We start from the raw sequence: 17,099 nt of genomic DNA, 5'->3' as shown, positions 1-17,099 counted from the left end.
AGCCGCCGGTCAGGCCAAGCGGTTTTGCACAAACACCTGGGCCTTGCGCGCCATCTGATCGAAATGCCGGTCCCGCTGTTTCTCGGCGTCGATCATCGCGCGCTTGCCGTGTTTGTTTAGCAAATAGGTGTGAATCTGCCGCACTTCCAGGGAGCTGTAGATCGACGCCACATCCAACACGCCCATCAGGCCATCGGTGCTGTAGTCACGGGTATTCATCAATACCTGAGTGCCACGCACGCCGCGCACCTGAAAGCCCATGGCTTCGAACGCCGGGACTTTTTCCACCGCGCAGGTCAGTTCGCCGTGGGGGTAACGGCCGAGCATGTCATCCATCATCGCCCGCGCCACGCCCTGGCGGCGGTGGCTGGCATGCACGGCCATATAGGTCGCGCCACAGGCCTCGGGGTCATCCTTGACCGGCAGGTACAGCAGGAAGCCAATGACCTTGGCCGGATCCTGCTCATCCATCGCGACAATCAGCTCAACCGCAATGCCCTTGCCCCCGCCCAGCGCTTCCAGGTACAGGTGCACTTCGTAGCCGATTGCATATTGGTAGATGTTGTACAGCAGGTTGCTCGGCGGGATGGCGACCATGCTGATATCGGTCAGGTAGTCGACCACCATCTGCAGAATCTGGCTGTTGACCGGCTCGGGGCATGGGCTTGCGTAGTGGGTAAGGGTGAACATCGAATTCCTGTTTCCTGGTATTTCGCATCAAGGCTGGCGGGATTGTACCCGTTCTGCGCCACACACCTCGCGCAAACAGCCACGCAACCAACGATGCGCGAGGTCGGCATCCAGGCGTGGATGCCAGAGCATCGCCACGCTGAACTCCGGGACGTCGACCGGCAGGGCAAAGCTGAACAGACCATCGCGCAGGCCATGGGTATAACGCTCTGGGACGCTGGCGATCAGGTCGGTCCTTTGCGCCAGTGCCACGGCGGTGGAGAACCCGGTGACGATAGTCGCCACGTCACGCGTGAGGTGCAAGGCCTCAAGGGCATCGTCGATCTGCCCGCGCTCGCGCCCGCGCCGGGACACGTAGATATGCCGGCCGGCGGCGTAGCGCGCAGGGGTGATGGGCCCCTGGCTCAGTGGATGGCCGGCGCGGACCACGCCGATAAAACGGTCGCGAAACAGTAACTGGGTCAGCACTTCGGGGTTGGCCGTGCTATCGACCACGCCGGTTTCCAGGTCCACGCCGCTGTCGCGCAGCGGTGTGCCGGGCTTATGCACAAAGTGCAGGCGTACGCCGGGCGCCTGCGCGGCGATATGGGCCAGCAGCGCCGGGCCAAAACTCTCGACAAACCCTTCGCTGGTGCGCAGCACAAAGGTTCGCTGCAGGCTCTTGAGGTCCAGGACCTGCAGCGGACGCAGCAGTGCTTCGGCGTCCTGTACCAGTTGGCTGACCCGTTCGCGCAGTTCCAGGGCGCGTGGCGTCGGCACCAGGCCTCGGCCGGCGCGCACCAGCAACGGGTCACCGGTGGTTTCACGCAGCCGCGCCAACGCCCGGCTCATGGCCGAGGGGCTCAGGCCCAGGCGCTGGGCGGCACGGGCGACGCTGCCTTCGGCGAGCAGCACGTCCAGGGTGACCAGCAGATTGAAATCGGGAAGCGACACGGCAGCAATCCTCATCAGGCGTTTGACGCAGGTATAGAGTGCAACTGCTGCGTCTTCCGCCATGCTAGGCGAGACCATAGAGTGCAGGCAACGACTAGGTGCAGCACAAGGAAAATCCCATGACGTCCCCTACCCCACGCGGCGCGCTCGCCGGTTTATCGTTGTGCATGCTCCTGGCTGCACTGGGCACCAGCATTGCCAATGTCGGCCTGCCGCAGATGGCCGAGGGCTTTACGGCAGCCTTTGCAGCGGTGCAATGGGTGGTGCTGAGTTATCTGCTGGCGATCACGGCCGTGCTGGTGGGTGTGGGCCGCCTGGGGGATCGGTTCGGCCATCGACGCCTGCTGCTGGCGGGTGTGGCGGTCTTCGCCGTGGCATGCGCCCTGTGCAGCGCCGCGCCCTCCCTCGGTGCCTTGGTCGCGGCGCGGGCGCTGCAAGGGCTCGGCGCAGCGACCATGATGGCAATGACCATGGCGCTGGTCACCGCCACCGTGCCCAAGGAGCAGACCGGGCGCGTCATGGGTTTGCTGGGAACGATGTCGGCGGTGGGTACCGGCTTGGGGCCGGCCATCGGTGGCGCACTGATTGCGGCGTCGGGCTGGCGCGCGCTGTTCCTGGTGATGCTGCCGTTGGCCGCCCTGGCGTTCGTGCTGGTGCAGCGCACACAGGCCGACAGAGATCCGCCACCACCCGCTGGCGGCCGCGTCAGTGTCTTCTCGGCACTCCATGACCGAGCCCTGGGCGCCGGGCTTGGCATGAGTACGCTGGTGGCGGCCGTGATGATGACCACCCTGGTCGCCGGGCCGTTTTACCTGAGCCATGGCCTAGGGCTGGATCCCACGCCAATGGGCCTGGCCATGGCTGTCGGCCCTTGCGTCGCGGCGCTCGCGGGCATACCGGCCGGGCGCCTGACCGACCGCTGGGGCAGCTATGCCACGACGCTTGGCGGCCTGTTGTGCATGCTCGCCGGCTGCTTGATGTTGGTGTTGCTGCCCTTGGGCGCTGCAGGTTATATCGGCGCGCTGGTGATCCTCACCCTGGGCTACGCGCACTTTCAGGCGGCCAACAACACAGCGGTGATGAGCAATCTGTCGGCGGACCGACGCGGCGTGATCGCGGGCTGGCTGAACCTGTCGCGCAATCTGGGCCTGATTATCGGCGCCTGGGCCCTGGGCGCGGTGTTTGCCTGGGGCACTGGCGATCTCCAGTCAGCCCTCCCCGCAGCAGTCGGCCAAGGCTTGCGCGTGACCTTTGCGGTGGCCGCAGGGCTGGTTGTGCTGGCGCTGCTGCTGGCCTTGGGGCGCCAGGTAAAAACGCTGCAAGCCACAGCGGCGCCTTGACAAGGGAAAATCGTAACAGCTATTGTCTGACAACCTGATCACCTAGGTTTTGCCATGCTTGAGCTTCAGCGTCCAGATTCCCTCGTTGTGCGTGTTGTCAGCGCCATACGGGCCGAGATTGACTCCGGACAACTGGCGCCCGAGTCGCGCCTGCCCACCGAGCAGCAATTGGCGGAACAGTTGAATGTCAGCCGTTCGGTGGTGCGCGAGGCGATTGCCCAGCTCAAGGCCGATGGCGTGCTGACCGCCCGCCGTGGCCTGGGCTCGTTTATTTCGCAGACCCCGGCCGGTACGGTGTTCCGCTTTCCGGAAAAAAATGGCCGACGCCCTGACCTCGCGCAAATGTTCGAAGTGCGCCTGTGGATCGAAACCCAGGCGGCCTCCATTGCCGCCCAACGCCGCGACGCCGACGACCTGCAACGCATGAAACGTGCCCTGCAGGAAATGCACGATAAGCGCGCCGACTTTGAGGCCGCTGCACTGGCCGACGTGGAGTTTCACCGGGCCATCGCCGACGCCAGCAAAAACGAGTATTTCGTCGCCTTCCACGACTTTCTGCGCAGCCAGTTGGCCAGCGCACGCAAGACCGCCTGGGAAAACTCGGCGTCGCGCTTTGCCAGCGGCTCGGCGGACGCCACCCAGGAACACCAGGCGCTGTACCAGGCCATCGTCGACGCCGACCCCCAGGGTGCCGCCGCCGCCGCCGAGGCGCATTTGCGTGCCGCCGCCAAACGCTTGCAACTGGAGCTGCCGGCCACCCATTGATCCATCGAACACCTATAAAGCGTGCCCGCGGGCACGCTGTTTTTTTAACAAAAACATTAGTCTGACAACCTGATAAGCAGACTGAAATGTACTGATTTAGGTAGCCCACATGATTTATGACTTTTGCATCATCGGTGGCGGCATTGTCGGCCTGGCCACCGCGATGGAGTTGCTCAAGCGCCAGCCCAACGCGTCCCTGGTGATCCTGGAAAAGGAACCAGTGCTGGCCAAGCACCAGACCGGCCACAACAGCGGCGTGATCCATGCCGGCATCTACTACGCACCCGGCAGCCTCAAGGCCGAGTTGTGCAAGCGTGGCGCCGAGGCCACCAAACAGTTCTGCAGCGAGCATGGGATCAAGTTCGAGGTGTGCGGCAAATTGCTGGTGGCCTCCACGGCCCTGGAAGTGCAGCGCATGGAAGCGCTGTATGCGCGCTCGCAGCTCAACGGGATGAAGGTCGAGCGCCTGGACGCCGAGCAACTGCGGGCCCGCGAGCCGAACATTGTCGGCCTGGGCGGGTTGTTCCTCGATGCCACCGGGATAGTCGACTACCGCCAGGTCTGCGAAACCATGGCTACAGTGATTCGCCGCAACGGGGGTGAGATCTGCCTGGAAAAAACCGTCACGGCGATTGCCGAAGACACCGACAAAGTCACCGTCAGCACCCACGACGGCGCCTGGCAAGCGCGGCACCTGGTGGTGTGCGCAGGCCTGCAATCGGACCGCCTGGCGACCCTGGCCGGGATTGATATCGACCACCAGATCATCCCCTTCCGTGGCGAGTATTTCCGCTTGCCCGCGTCGAAGAACAACATCGTCAACCACTTGATCTACCCGATCCCGGATCCGGAGCTGCCGTTTCTGGGGGTGCACCTGACCCGCATGATTGATGGCAGCGTCACCGTCGGCCCCAATGCGGTGCTGGGCCTGGGCCGGGAGAACTACAAGAAGTTTTCCGTCAACTGGAAGGATGTGGCCGAGTACGCGCGCTTCCCCGGCTTCTGGAAAACCATCTGGCAGAACCTCGGCTCCGGCAGCGTGGAAATGAAGAATTCGTTGTTCAAGTCCGGCTACCTGGAGCAATGCCGCAAGTACTGCCCGTCCCTGGAACTCGAAGACCTGCTGCCCTACGAAGCCGGGATCCGCGCCCAGGCGGTGATGCGCGACGGCAGCCTGGTGCACGATTTCCTGTTCGCCCAGACGCCGCGCATGTTGCACGTGTGTAACGCGCCGTCACCGGCGGCCACCTCGGCGATTCCGATTGGCGAAATGATCGCCGACCGCATGTTCACCCCCAACTAAACACCCCCTGTAGGAGCTGTCTCGCCCCGCGAGGCTGCGATGACGGCGGCGCAGGCAACCAATGTATCGCCTGACCCGGCGCTATCGCAGCCTCGCCAAGGCTCGACAGCTCCCACATTTGATCGCGTTCGCAACACCCTAATAAATATAATGACTGAGAAGGAAGTACAGCATGACGGCAAAAGCCCACACCCCGGCCACGGTGGAAACCCCGGCACAAACCAAGAAGCGCCTGCGCAAGGTGGCTGCTGCCACCATCTTCGGTTCGATGCTGGAGTGGTATGACTTCTACCTCTACGCAACCATGGCGGCGATTGTCTTTTCGAAGATCTTCTTTGATAACAGTGACCCGAAAACCGCGACCCTGATGGCGTTCTCCACCTTTGCCATCGGCTTTATCGCCCGCCCCTTCGGCGGCATCCTGTTCGGCTACCTGGGCGACAAGTTCGGCCGCAAACATGTGCTGGTGTTGACCTTCTGCATGATGGGCGTGTGCACCACGCTGATCGGCCTGATCCCCAGCTATGCCTCGATTGGCATCTGGGCGCCGATCATTCTGGTGTTTATCCGCATCATCCAGGGCCTGGGCGCCGGTGCCGAGCTGTCGGGCGCGGCGGTCACTTCCTACGAGCATGCTTCAGAAGGCAAGCGCGGCAGCCAGGGGGCCTGGCCGGCGCTGGGCTTGAACCTGGGCCTGCTGCTGTCGTCGCTGACCGTGTACCTGCTGACCATCAATGGCAATGAGTTCCTGTTGGCCGGCGGCTGGCGCATCCCGTTTATCTGCAGTATCGCCCTGGTGGGTGTGGGCCTGTGGGTGCGTAACAGCATCCCGGAAACCCCCGAGTTCAAAGAACTGAGCCAGGAGCCGGCCAAGGCCAAGGTCTCGCCGCTCAAGGCCCTGTTCAAGAATGACCTCAAGGGCCTGGCGGTGGTGTTCTTCGTGGCCATTGGCTACAACGCCCTGAGCTACATCTTCAAGACCTTCTCCCTGGCCTATCTGACGCAGTTCAAGGGCGTTGATGTGCACGTCACTTCGCTGTCGGTGACCATCGCCAGCCTGGTGGCGATTGTCGCCGTGCCATGCTTCGGTTGGCTGTGTGACAAGTGGAGCAGCAAGTCGGTGCTGGTGCTGGGCGGCGTGCTGTCGCTGATGTTCGCCTACCCGTTCCTGGCGCTGTTGAACACCGGCGAAAGCCTGATGATCTACCTGGCCATCGGGATCGGCACCGGGATCCTCGCGCCGATGATGTTCGCGCCACAGGGCTCGTTCCTCAGCCGTCAGTTCCCGACCCAGACCCGTTCTTCGGGTTTCGGTACCGGCCGTGAAATCGGCACGGCTATCGCCGGTGGCCTGGCGCCTTTGGGGGCCTTGTCGATGGTGGCTGCCTCGGCCACTCACTCGACAGACGGCGTGGTGATCATTCTGGCCATCGCGTCAGTGCTGGTGGTGGTGTTTGCCCTGTGTGACCAGGGTCGCAAGCACTCGGCATTCAAGAACTAAGGGCAAAATATCGCCCAAGGGGTGCATCTGCGCCCCTTGATCGCGCATCATGGGCACTTTCATGCTCAAGGGAAACGTCCATGCGCGTTCTGTCATTGATGATGGGTGTTACCACGCTGGCCGCCAGTCTGGTGTTTTGCGCCACCGCGTCGGCGAGCGAAGAGAGTCAATTGATCGACTCGATCAACCAGTACCGCAGCCAGGTGCAGCGCTGTGGCGACCAGGGCTCCCAGGAGTTGCCGCCGCTGGCGGTCGACCCACGCCTGGTGTTGCCGGTCAATAATGTCGGCGATTTGCAGCAGGCCCTGGCCCAGGTGGCCTACCCGATGGTCAACGTGCAGGCGATCAGCCTGTCCGGGCCTCGCGACTCGCAATCGGCGATGAAAGCGGTGCGCGAGAGCTTCTGCCGGGTGGTGCTCGACCCGCAATTCGTCGATATTGGCGTCAGCAACAGTGGCCAGGACTGGCGCATTGTCCTCGCCCGCCCACTGTTGAGCCGTGGCTTGGCCAGCTCCCAGGACGCCGGCCCGCAGTTGCTGGAGATGGTCAACGCCGCCCGCAAACAACCGCGCCAGTGTGGCGAGCAAGCCTTCGCGGCCACCACGCCGCTGGCCTGGAACGCCCAGTTGGCGAGCGCCGCCGACAGTCATGCACGCAATATGGCCAACCACAACTTCTTCGACCACCTGGACCGCGACGGTCGGACCCCGGGCGACCGCGCGGAACTGGCCGGTTATGTGGCGCAACAGGTCGGCGAGAACATCGCGGCCGGCCTGGATACGCCGCGCAAGGTGGTTGACGGCTGGCTCGCCAGCCCCGGGCATTGCGCCAACCTGATGAACCCACAATTTCGCGAATTGGGCGCCGCCTATGGGCTGGATCCGAAAAGCGATGCGGGGATTTACTGGACGGCATTGTTGGGCACGCAATAGCGTCGAAACGAACAAGGTATTGAGTCGATGACAGACTGGCTGCAAGGCGGCGGTGAGATGGCCGAACGGGTTCGCCGCCATGACTGGGCCAACTCGCCCCTGGGGCCAATAGAGCAATGGCCGGACGTGCTCAAGACCACGGTGTCCCTGAGCCTTGCTTCCCGTTTCCCTCAGGCGGTGGTGTGGGGGCCCGAATTGATCACGCTGTATAACGACGCGTTCATTCCGGTGCTGGGCAACAAACCAGAGGCACTGGGCCAACCCTTCAGCACGATCTGGCAGGAAGCCTGGAGCCAGATCCGCCCGATCGCCGATGCTGCATTCGACGGCCAGGCAACGTTTATCGAAGACTTCCCACTGATCGTCGAGCGTGGCGCGGCGCCGGAACAGGCTTATTTCACGTTCTGCTATAGCCCGATCCGCGACTCCACAGGCAAGGTGGTGGGGATGCTCGACACCGTGACCGAGACCACCAATACGGTGTTTATGACGCGCCGCCTGGCCGTGCTGGATGCCATCAGCCTCGGTGTGGCCAACGCCACCGATCCGGCGGCGATCATGGCGGCCACCACGCGGGTGCTGGCGACCCACCTGAACCTGTCCAACTGCGCCTATGCCGACATGGAGGCCGACGAAGACGGTTTTACCATCCGCGGCAACTGGGCCGCAGAAGGCTCGCCCAGCATCGTCGGGCATTATCGCCTGACGGACTTCGGCCAATTGGCGGTCGAGCGCCTGCAGGCCGGCGAGCCGTTGATCATCAATGACAACCTGACGGAGCTGACGCCCGAGGAGGCCGCGACCTTCCAGGCCATTGGCGTGACGGCGACGATTTGCATGCCGCTGATCAAGTCCGGGCGTCTGACCGCGCTGATGGCCATTCACGACCGCGTCCCGCGGCGCTGGTCTTCCTACGACCTGGCGCTGCTGGGTGAGGTCACGGAGCGCTCCTGGGCCCATATCGAACGGGTGCGGGCCGATGCCATTGTGCGTGAGGGCCTGTCGGCGCTGGCCGATTTGAATGCGACCCTGGAGCAACGGGTCATGGAGCGCACCACCCTGCTCAACCAGACTGAAGCGGCGTTGCGCCAGTCGCAGAAGCTCGAAGCCATTGGCCAGTTGACCGGCGGCGTTGCCCACGACTTCAACAACCTGCTGACAATCATCCGCTCGTCGGTGGACTTCCTGCGCATGCCCAACCTGCCCGAAGAGCGCCGCGAGCGATACATGAGTGCGGTGACCGATACCGTAGAACGCGCCAGCAAGCTGACCAGCCAATTGCTCGCCTTCGCCCGGCGCCAGCCGCTGAACCCACAAGTGTTCAATGTGGGCCAGCGCGTGCAAAACATCGGCGACATGCTGGAGACGCTTACCGGTGCGCGGATTCACGTCCGCGTCCAATTGCCGGAACAGGCGTGTTACGTCTGCGCGGATTCCAGCCAGTTTGAAACCGCGCTGATCAACATCGCCCTCAACGCGCGGGATGCAATGAATGGCCAGGGTACGCTGGTGTTACGCCTGGACCGGGACCAGCCGTTGCCATGCATTCGCGGGCATGGCGGCTCCGGCAAACCCTTCGTCGCGATCTCCCTGGCGGACACCGGCAGCGGGATTGCCTCGAGTACCTTTGAACGCATCTTCGAACCGTTCTTCACCACCAAGGAAGTCGGCAAAGGCACCGGACTTGGGCTGTCGCAGGTATTCGGGTTCGCCAAGCAATCGGGAGGTAATGTCGATGTCGCCAGTGTGCTCGGCCAGGGCACCGTGTTTACCCTGTACCTGCCGCAAGTGGAGCCGGAGACGATCCTCGACAACGTGGTCGAGGCGCCGCTTGAACTGGCCCCGGACGCCGGGCGACGGCGCATCTTGATCGTGGAGGACAACCTCGAAGTGGGCCGCTTCGCCAACCAGATTCTGCAGGACCTGGGCTACCAGACAGTGTGGGCCACCCATGCCGAAGAAGCCCTGGAAATGATCGGCCCGGATGCCCGGGCATTCGATGGGGTGTTCTCCGACGTGGTGATGCCCGGCATCGGTGGCGTGGCGCTGGCCCGGGAGTTGCGCCGGCGCCGGCCCGATCTGCCGGTGATCCTCACCTCCGGCTACAGCGAGGAACTGGCCAAGTCCGGTTATGACGGCTTTGAGTTTCTCGCCAAACCCTACTCCGCCGACCAGGTCTCACGGGTGCTGGCCAAGGCTATGGGCAAGGACTGAAGCCTAGGACGCGACCACCACCTGGTTGCGCCCCAAGGCCTTGGCGCGGTACAGGGCTTTGTCGGCCGTGTTCATCAGGTGCTGCAAGTCGTCGCCCACGGCATGCGTCGAGGCCACCCCCAGGCTCGCACTCAACACCTGTACCGGGTCAATGGTCAAACCGGCAATGGCGCGGATCAGTTGTTCGCCGATATCCCGTGCTACCTCAAGCGTGGTGTCAGGCAACAACACCGCAAACTCCTCGCCCCCCAGGCGGCCGTAGATATCCGTCTGGCGAAAGGAGGCGCTGATCACCTGGCCAATCTGCTGCAACACCCGGTCACCCGTCTGGTGGCCGTAGGTGTCGTTGATGGCCTTGAAGTGATCCATGTCCAGCATCAGCGCACACAGGGGCTGGTGAGTGCGTTTGCATTGGTCATACAGCACCTGGGCCTTTTCGAAAAATGCCCGGCGGTTCATCAGCCCGGTGAGTTCGTCGGTCTCGGCAGCGCGCGTGGAAATACTGTGGGCCCGCTCTATTTCGCGGGTCAGGCGAAAGGCCTTCTCCAGGGCCTCGGACAATTTCCGTGAGGCGCCTACGACAAAGGATGAGAACACCAGCACTGCGATAGCCATGCCCATTTGCATCTTGGAAGGTTGAAACAGCAACCACAGGGTGCACGGCAACAGCACCAGGGCCATGGACACCATGGTCATGTAGCGGTAGGCCGAGTAACACGACACCGCGCTGACGGACATCCCCACGGTAAAGAGGATGACCAGCGCCTGGGTCAAGCGGTCATCGGTGGGCATTATGGCAAGGGCACCGGCGCCCCAGATCCCCGCAGAAAGCACCAGCGTAAGCCAATAATGGAGCTCCCAGCGGCGCGGCGTGCGCTCACTTCTGGGGCTGCGAAAATACTGGAAAAACATCAAAAAGCGCAGGAGCGACGAGCCGGACAACAAGATCAGCCAGCCGATCATCAGGTCGCGATCAAGGCGGTCCCAACACAACCAGCACAACATGCCGGCGGCCAGATAGCTGCCGAAAACCGCAGAAAAGGATTGGCGAAACAACTGATGCAGGCAATCACTCCGCACCTGCGCTTCGATGAAAAAATCCTGGTCCTGCTCACGCCCAAGGCCATTCATTTGATTCGCCTGATCAGTAGTGCCGCGACAAAATGGCATTGTGGCACCCTGCCAGTATCCAGAACAGCGAAATCCGCTGTAGGTACCGCGTAAACGCCCATGTTAAAGCCATCGCGCCTCTGTAGGAGCCAGCTTGCTGGCAATGGCGATATGACTGTGAGCTGCAACGCCACGTCGCCCGGCGTCGACAGCTACTGCGGGTTTTCAATCCTGAGCCACGACCAGCGGGCCTGATAGCTTCTGGCCTTCTGCTGAAACAGATCCGGCTGCGGGGTGATGGGGTTGAGCCGAAGTATTCCCTGCTCGATGTCGGCCAAACCGAAAGGCGCATAAATTTCGCCCGTGTCTACGGCCAAGGCGATGCAGGTGCCCGCCACCAAATAGCGATCCACCCCATCCATGGCCGAGTGCAACTGGGGATAAGGCATGCCGAACCGCTGCGGGTACCAGAGGTGCACACGCGCCTGATTCTTCACTTCAATGTTCGCATGCAGGTCGCGGAAAAGTTCGGCGGTGCGCTCAATCACCGCATTCTCGGCTTCCCAGGACAGATCGGGATCGAAGTAGAACACGTCGTAATCCTTCACGCCCCAATCGGCGCTCAAACCGGCCTGATGATTCCACACCGCCTGGAACAGGCAACCGGCCGTCAGCAGGCATTGATCCAGGCCAAGGGCTGGCAGGCGCGCGGTCATTTCAGCATTGATGGGGTTGGTCATCGCCAACTCAACCAGCCTCTGGGTCGTCAGTCTCATGTGCAGTCCGTTGCCATTGCTCGTGTTGAGGGCAAAGGTTATACCAGGGTTTCGTTACCCCTTGAGCGCCGCCTCGATGGCCGCGATGTCGATTTTCACCATGCCCATCATCGCCTCGAACGCACGCTTGGCTGCGGCCGGATCGGGGTCGGTGATCGCCGCCGTGAGCACCCGCGGGGTGATTTGCCAGGAAAGCCCCCACTTGTCCCGGCACCAACCGCACGCAACCTCCTCGCCACCATTGCCGACAATCGCCTGCCACAGGCGATCCGTCTCGGCTTGGTCGTCAGTGGCGACCTGGAATGAAAACGCCTGGTTGTGCTGGATACCCGGCCCGCCATTGAGGCCCAGGCACGGGATGCCCATGACGGTGAATTCCACGGTCAGGACATCGCCCTGCTTACCCGCCGGATAGTCACCCGGGGCTGTATGTACGGCCTCTACGCTGCTGTCCGGGAATGTCGCGGCATAGAACCTGGCAGCGTCCAGGGCGGCGCCGTCGAACCAGAGGCAGATGGTGTTTTTGTGGGTCATCTGGATACTCCAAAAAAGGCCATTGACCGCTACAGTCTAGCCACGCCCGGAGCGGGCGTCGCAGGCCCGGTGACGAGCAATCAGAGCGTACCGCACGACACCGACTTCATGCCCAGCCAGGCCAGCGCACGCGTGGCACTCATGGGCCGCGCGCAGAGGTAGCCCTGGCCCAGCTCGCAACCGAGCTTGAGCAAGCCCTGGCGCTGGCTTTCGTGCTCGACGCCCTCGACCACCACCGCCATATCCAGCGCTTGAGCCAATGCCAGGGTGCTGCTGATCACTGCACGGTTACGGCTGCTGGTTTCAAGGTCGCGGGCGAAACGGGCATCGAGTTTGATTTCGGTAAAAGGCAGTTGGCACAGACGCTCCAACGACGAATAGCCGATACCAAAATCATCAATGGACAGGCCGGCGCCCATCATCCGCAAGCGAATCAAGGTTTGCAGCACCCCGGGCGAGACCTCCAGTAATCCGCTTTCAGTGATCTCGAAGGTCAGGCGCGAAGGCGGGATGGCGTAACGCTCCAGCGCTGCGCACAGACGCGGGAGCAAGGACTTACAAGCCAGTTGCCCGGCCTCCAGATTAAACGCCAGAGAGAGCACATGCCCCTGCTCCTGAGCCGTCTGCAGGAACGCCAACGCCTGTTCCAGCAGGCTGAAAAACAGTTCATCCATCAAACCGAAACGCCCTGCCTGGGCGAGGAAATCAGCCGGGGGTAACACGCCAAACTGAGGGTGTTCCCAGCGCGCCAGCACTTCAAGACTGTCGCTTTTACCGGTCATCAGATTGAACTTGGGCTGGAAGAAAGACTTGAGCTCATCCCGTGCAATGGCGTGCTCCAAACGTGCTTTGCTCGCGCGGGTATGGCGCGCCTGCCGAGAGACGGGATGCCCGTTAGCGACCGTGGTTTCCAGGTATCGGGTCAACAGCGCCGCAATCGCCGCCGCTCGCACCGGAGCATCGACATATCCCAGGAAACTTACGCCCAGCAGGCCGAGCATCCGTTCGATGGCGTCATGCAGATCCTGGGCATGGCTACTGCAAATGATCATGGACCTGACCCACCGGGTGCGGCTGAGTGCTTCGAGGGTCGTCAGCCCTTGCAGTCCTTCCTCCTTAAGGGTGCACAGCACGATATCCACCGGCCCTGTGCGGTCGAGCAGTTCCAGGGCCGCGGCCACGTCGGCCACGCCCATCACCCACTCACACCCCGAGTCCTTGAAGACCTGAGTGGCAACGAGCTGCTTGAAGGGGTGCTCTTCGACGACCAGAACACGAATTGGTAGAAAGGACATGACAAATCACAGACGACAGGGAAGTACGGCCATTCTCGTCACGCTTCCTACCGGCGTATTTAGGAAAAGTCTTAAATGGAAAACGAAAACTCCATGGTTTGAATACGTCGCAAATCAACTGAGAGCGCTGGCTTACCTGCTCCCTCAGTTGATTTGCGCATCACTGCCCTACATCTCGTAACGCAACGCCAGGCCCACCGTGCGCGGTGCGCCTACATCGACGATATCGCCACTGCGGTTGTTGGTGATGTATTCCTTGTCAAAAGCGTTTTTCACGAAGCCGGAGACCGCGATATTTTTGCTGACTTTGTACTCGGTGTTGAAGTTCATCAGCCAGTAGTTGTCGCTCCGGCGCTCGCCCGTGACGTTGCCTGCGGTATCAAACCTGTATTCCGAGGGCGCGGTGCTTTGATACACCAGGTCGGTGTTCAGGGTCAGGCGATCATTCCAGCGGTAGGTACCGCCCAAGGACAGTTTGTACTTGGGCGAGTTGAGGAAGCTCTCGCCGCTCATATTGCGGCCGTCGCCGGTCACGAAGTCCTTGTACTTGCCCGCAGTGATCGAGCCGCCTGCCGTCAGGGTCAGTTGTTGGCCGAGGTCTTTCTCGACAAACACTTCCAAGCCCTTGATATCGCTGCTACCGGCGTTGAACACCTGGACGAAATCGGTGTGGCGCTCCAGCACACTGACCTGCTGGTCTTTCCAGTCGGTGTAGTACAGGTTGGCGCGGGTACGCAGAGTCTTGTCGAAGAACGAGCCACGGTAGGACAGCTCGTAATTGGTGGTGTATTCCGGGTCGTAGCCCTCGTGGCCGCCACCGGCGCGGACGTTGACGCCGCCACCGCGATAGCCCTTCTGCACCATCACGCCAAGGTATTGGTTGGCAGCCAACTCATAGTCGAGGCCCAGTTTCGGCAGGAGCGCATCAAACGATTTGCTGACTTTTCCAGGGCTGGAGAAATCGTCCTGCTTGATGTTGGTGTCGTTGGTTTCGTGGTCGTAGCGCAGCCCGGTGATCAAGGTCCACTGCGGGGCGAATGTCCAGTTGATTTCACCGAACACGGCCTTGCTTTCAACGGTGGTATCGCCCTTGGCGGTACCAAACAGGACGTTGTCGAACAACAGGCGGTCGTGGAAGTTGTTGGTGTTGTGGCCGTAGTAGGCGCCGACAAAACTCTTCAGCGTGTCGCCACTGTAGTTCAGGCGCAGTTCCTGGCTGAACAGGTCGCCGTCCTGGGTGCGCAACACTACCTCGTTGGCGTCGGCTGACTGGTCGAAATCCAGGCGTGCGTCGTAATCGGAGCGAGTATTGGCAGTCAGGCTGGTCAGCGACCAGTTGTCGTCCAGGCGATAGTCCACCTTGGCGCTGAGCGTGTCCTGCTCAAGCTTGTCGTAGGCCCTGGTGTTGGACGTGATCTTGTAATAACGGATCTTGTCGTTCTGGCGCATGGCAGCGTTGTCGCCCTTGCGGCTTTCGCCATGGGCGTAGGTCAGCAACACATCCAGATCGTCGTTGGGCAGGATCAGTAGCTTGCCCCGGGCATTGCCGGTACGGGTCGGGTTGGCGTCGTCATGCAGGGCAACGTTGTCGATGTAGCCGTCGCCGTCCTGGTAATCCACGGCGATACGCGCGGCGATCTTGTCATCGACCAACGCGCCCCCACCGGCCACCGCTGCACCGCGCTCGCCATAAGTGCCCATGTTGGTGCGCGCGGAAAAACTCGGCTCGAACGTTGGGTTGCGGGTCTGGATCACCACTGCGCCGGCCAGCGAGTTGCGGCCCTGGGTGGTGGATTGCGGGCCGAGGAACACTTCGACCTGGTCGACGTCCCACAGCGGCATCGGGCTGAGGGTCAGGGCACGATTCGGTTGCACGGCGCCATCGACGAAGACCGACACCGCACCGTTGAGCGTGGCAGGGCCCTGATCATCGAAACCGGATACGGGCACGCCGCGAATCCCCCAGTTTTCATTGCCGGACTGGTTGTACACACCTGGCGTACGCGCAAATACGTCCACCAGATCACGGTCCTGCTTTTCACGCAGTTGCTGGTCGGTCACCACCACCACGCTCGACTGGGTCTGTTCCAAGCTGCGGTTGATCTTTTCACCGGTGACGGTGATCGGCGCGATCTCCAGAGCGCTTGCCGGTTCCGCGGCCCACGCACCGTTGCACAGGCAGATAGCCGAACCCACCGCCATTGTCGTTTTCTTTAAATTCACGCCCTGCTCCCCTACGCCTGTTTTTTGTTTTTTCTCGTGCCCGGAACGCTGTTTGTGCCCAGCCGGCGGGAGTCTAATTCAATCTTGATGTTAAAGAAATACAATTGATAACACATCTCATTCGTGGAATTTAGTGTCATGTAACGATGCTGATATCCCCGAACGTTTGCCGTACGTTGACCATTTCTGGAGCAGTGGTTATTATTCGAAAACCTACCGACCGGTAGGCAGTTTTTTTACGTTGGAGGCTGTATGAATTCGCAACCCACCCACAGGGTTCCCCTGAGGCTGGCTATTGGTCTGGGACTGATCGGCGCCCTCGGCCCGTCGGCGGTCGATATGTACTTGTCGAGCCTCCCGCAGATTGCCCACGAGTATCAGAGCAGCTTCGCCAGCGTGCAGTTGACCTTGACGTTCTTCCTCCTGGCCATGGGTGCAGGCCAGTTGATCTTCGGGCCCATCGTCGATGCCTATGGCCGGCGCCGCCCCCTGCTGGCCGGCCTGCTGTTGTTTACCCTGTGCTCATTAGGCGCGGCGTGGGCACCGACCCTTGAGACATTGATCGCTCTGCGTTTCGTCCAGGGACTTGGCAGCGCACTGACGCTGGTGGTGATCATGAGCATGGTCCGGGATGTCAGCGAAGGCGTGGCCGCAACCAAGCTCTTTGCGTTGCTGATGACCATCGAAGGGGTTGCGCCCATCTTCGCCCCGGCACTGGGTGGGATTATCGACACCCATTACGGATGGCGCGCGGTGATGCTGGTCCTCGCCGGGTTTGGCCTGGCCGTGCTCGGCAACAGTTGGCTGTCGCTGCCGGAAACCCTGGCCCCCAGCCAACGGGAACCGCTGCGCCTGGGCGCGGCGTGCCGGACTTACCTGACCATCGCCAGGGACCCGCACTTCCTGCGCCCGACCCTCGCCGTGGCCGCGGTGTTCTTCTTTCTGTTTGCCTACATCGGCGGTGCAACCCTGGTGTATCAGCAAACCTATGGCCTGAGCCCGCAAGCGTTTGGCATGCTGTTCGGCGTCACGGGCGTGGCCATCCTGATCGGGGCCATGAGCGCCGGGAAACTGGTCAGCCGCCTTGGCTTGAACCGTCTTTCCTTGATTGGCGTGTCGTGCATGGCGGGTGGCTCGGCAATCGCCCTGGTTTCCAGCGTTACCCTCCTGAGCCTGCCCGGTATAGTGGCGGGCATGGCGGTTGCCCTGTTTGGCCTGGGCATCGCGGAGTCCACGCTAATGTCGCTGGTAATGTCCTCGCAAAAACGCGCGCTGGGCTCCACCGCCGCACTGTTGGGGGCATTTCAACTGTCGATCTCCGCCAGTGCGACGCCGATCTCGGCCTTGGCGCTGACCTATGGACCAGTAGCTTGGGCCGCGTTGCTGCTGGCCAGCGCGTTGCTGACTTGCCTGCTGACCACCACCAGCCTCCCCCGGGGTGCTGGGCAAACCTATGACCTGACCGGGCACTGATCAAGGAGCA

The 17,099-nt window shown here is 62.0% G+C and carries 14 protein-coding genes; 7 read left to right on the top strand and 7 right to left on the bottom strand.

Translation table 11 applies throughout. From position 1 onward, the window contains the following. Window positions 1–9: 9 nt before the first annotated feature. Window positions 10–690 carry a GNAT family N-acetyltransferase gene (locus tag PSH80_RS11455; protein WP_198831197.1) on the bottom strand — a complete coding sequence of 227 codons (681 nt, stop codon included), beginning with the start codon at window positions 688–690 and terminating at the stop codon, window positions 10–12. 27 nt (window positions 691–717) lie between these two features. Beyond that, a complete protein-coding gene (locus PSH80_RS11450) occupies window positions 718–1,623 on the bottom strand; it encodes a LysR family transcriptional regulator (protein ID WP_057441905.1) in 906 nt (301 codons plus the stop codon). Between the two features lie 119 nt (window positions 1,624–1,742). On the opposite strand from PSH80_RS11450, the gene PSH80_RS11445 reads away from it, so the two are divergent. From PSH80_RS11445 to PSH80_RS11420, 6 genes are all read left to right on the top strand, one after another. Continuing rightward, window positions 1,743–2,963, top strand: coding sequence for an MFS transporter (locus PSH80_RS11445; RefSeq protein WP_057959529.1), 1,221 nt, complete (start codon window positions 1,743–1,745; stop codon window positions 2,961–2,963). A gap of 54 nt (window positions 2,964–3,017) precedes the next feature. Beyond that, entirely contained in the window at window positions 3,018–3,728 is a 711-nt protein-coding gene (locus PSH80_RS11440; RefSeq protein ID WP_057959528.1) for a FadR/GntR family transcriptional regulator, read from the top strand. A 109-nt stretch (window positions 3,729–3,837) separates the two neighbouring features. Continuing rightward, window positions 3,838–5,031 (top strand): L-2-hydroxyglutarate oxidase, encoded by a 1,194-nt coding sequence (gene lhgO / locus PSH80_RS11435; RefSeq protein ID WP_128593569.1) that lies wholly within the window; start codon window positions 3,838–3,840, stop codon window positions 5,029–5,031. A gap of 172 nt (window positions 5,032–5,203) precedes the next feature. Then, complete coding sequence (locus PSH80_RS11430) at window positions 5,204–6,532, top strand: MFS transporter (RefSeq protein ID WP_169990555.1); 1,329 nt, start codon at window positions 5,204–5,206, stop codon at window positions 6,530–6,532. Between the two features lie 80 nt (window positions 6,533–6,612). Beyond that, window positions 6,613–7,464, top strand: coding sequence for a CAP domain-containing protein (locus PSH80_RS11425; RefSeq protein WP_186626179.1), 852 nt, complete (start codon window positions 6,613–6,615; stop codon window positions 7,462–7,464). Between the two features lie 27 nt (window positions 7,465–7,491). After that, the gene (locus PSH80_RS11420; RefSeq protein ID WP_200661283.1) at window positions 7,492–9,678 is read left to right on the top strand and encodes a response regulator; all 2,187 of its coding nucleotides are present in this window, start codon (window positions 7,492–7,494) and stop codon (window positions 9,676–9,678) included. Between the two features lie 3 nt (window positions 9,679–9,681). On the opposite strand, the gene PSH80_RS11415 is transcribed toward PSH80_RS11420, so the two are convergent. The 5 genes from PSH80_RS11415 to PSH80_RS11395 all read right to left on the bottom strand — a co-directional run bounded on the left by PSH80_RS11415 (window position 9,682) and on the right by PSH80_RS11395 (window position 15,616). Then, a complete protein-coding gene (locus tag PSH80_RS11415; RefSeq protein ID WP_200661285.1) occupies window positions 9,682–10,809 on the bottom strand; it encodes a GGDEF domain-containing protein in 1,128 nt (375 codons plus the stop codon). Between the two features lie 191 nt (window positions 10,810–11,000). After that, window positions 11,001–11,564 carry a nucleotidyltransferase family protein gene (locus tag PSH80_RS11410; RefSeq protein ID WP_186626181.1) on the bottom strand — a complete coding sequence of 188 codons (564 nt, stop codon included), beginning with the start codon at window positions 11,562–11,564 and terminating at the stop codon, window positions 11,001–11,003. Between the two features lie 54 nt (window positions 11,565–11,618). Beyond that, a complete protein-coding gene (locus PSH80_RS11405) occupies window positions 11,619–12,098 on the bottom strand; it encodes a VOC family protein (protein WP_169961157.1) in 480 nt (159 codons plus the stop codon). A gap of 80 nt (window positions 12,099–12,178) precedes the next feature. Next, window positions 12,179–13,393, bottom strand: a complete 1,215-nt coding sequence (locus PSH80_RS11400) for an EAL domain-containing protein (protein ID WP_115128063.1) — start codon at window positions 13,391–13,393, stop codon at window positions 12,179–12,181. A gap of 168 nt (window positions 13,394–13,561) precedes the next feature. Then, window positions 13,562–15,616: a TonB-dependent receptor gene (locus PSH80_RS11395; RefSeq protein ID WP_057959522.1), complete on the bottom strand. Its 2,055-nt coding sequence runs from the start codon at window positions 15,614–15,616 to the stop codon at window positions 13,562–13,564. Between the two features lie 252 nt (window positions 15,617–15,868). On the opposite strand from PSH80_RS11395, the gene PSH80_RS11390 reads away from it, so the two are divergent. After that, window positions 15,869–17,089 (top strand): multidrug effflux MFS transporter, encoded by a 1,221-nt coding sequence (locus PSH80_RS11390; RefSeq protein ID WP_120732799.1) that lies wholly within the window; start codon window positions 15,869–15,871, stop codon window positions 17,087–17,089. Window positions 17,090–17,099 lie beyond the last annotated feature (10 nt).

The organism is Pseudomonas sp. FP818 (assembly GCF_030687335.1).
Classification (GTDB): Bacteria; Pseudomonadota; Gammaproteobacteria; order Pseudomonadales; family Pseudomonadaceae; genus Aquipseudomonas; species Aquipseudomonas shahriarae.
Note: the sequence above shows the minus strand (reverse complement) of the source record. Positions and strands in the feature narration are given on the sequence as shown.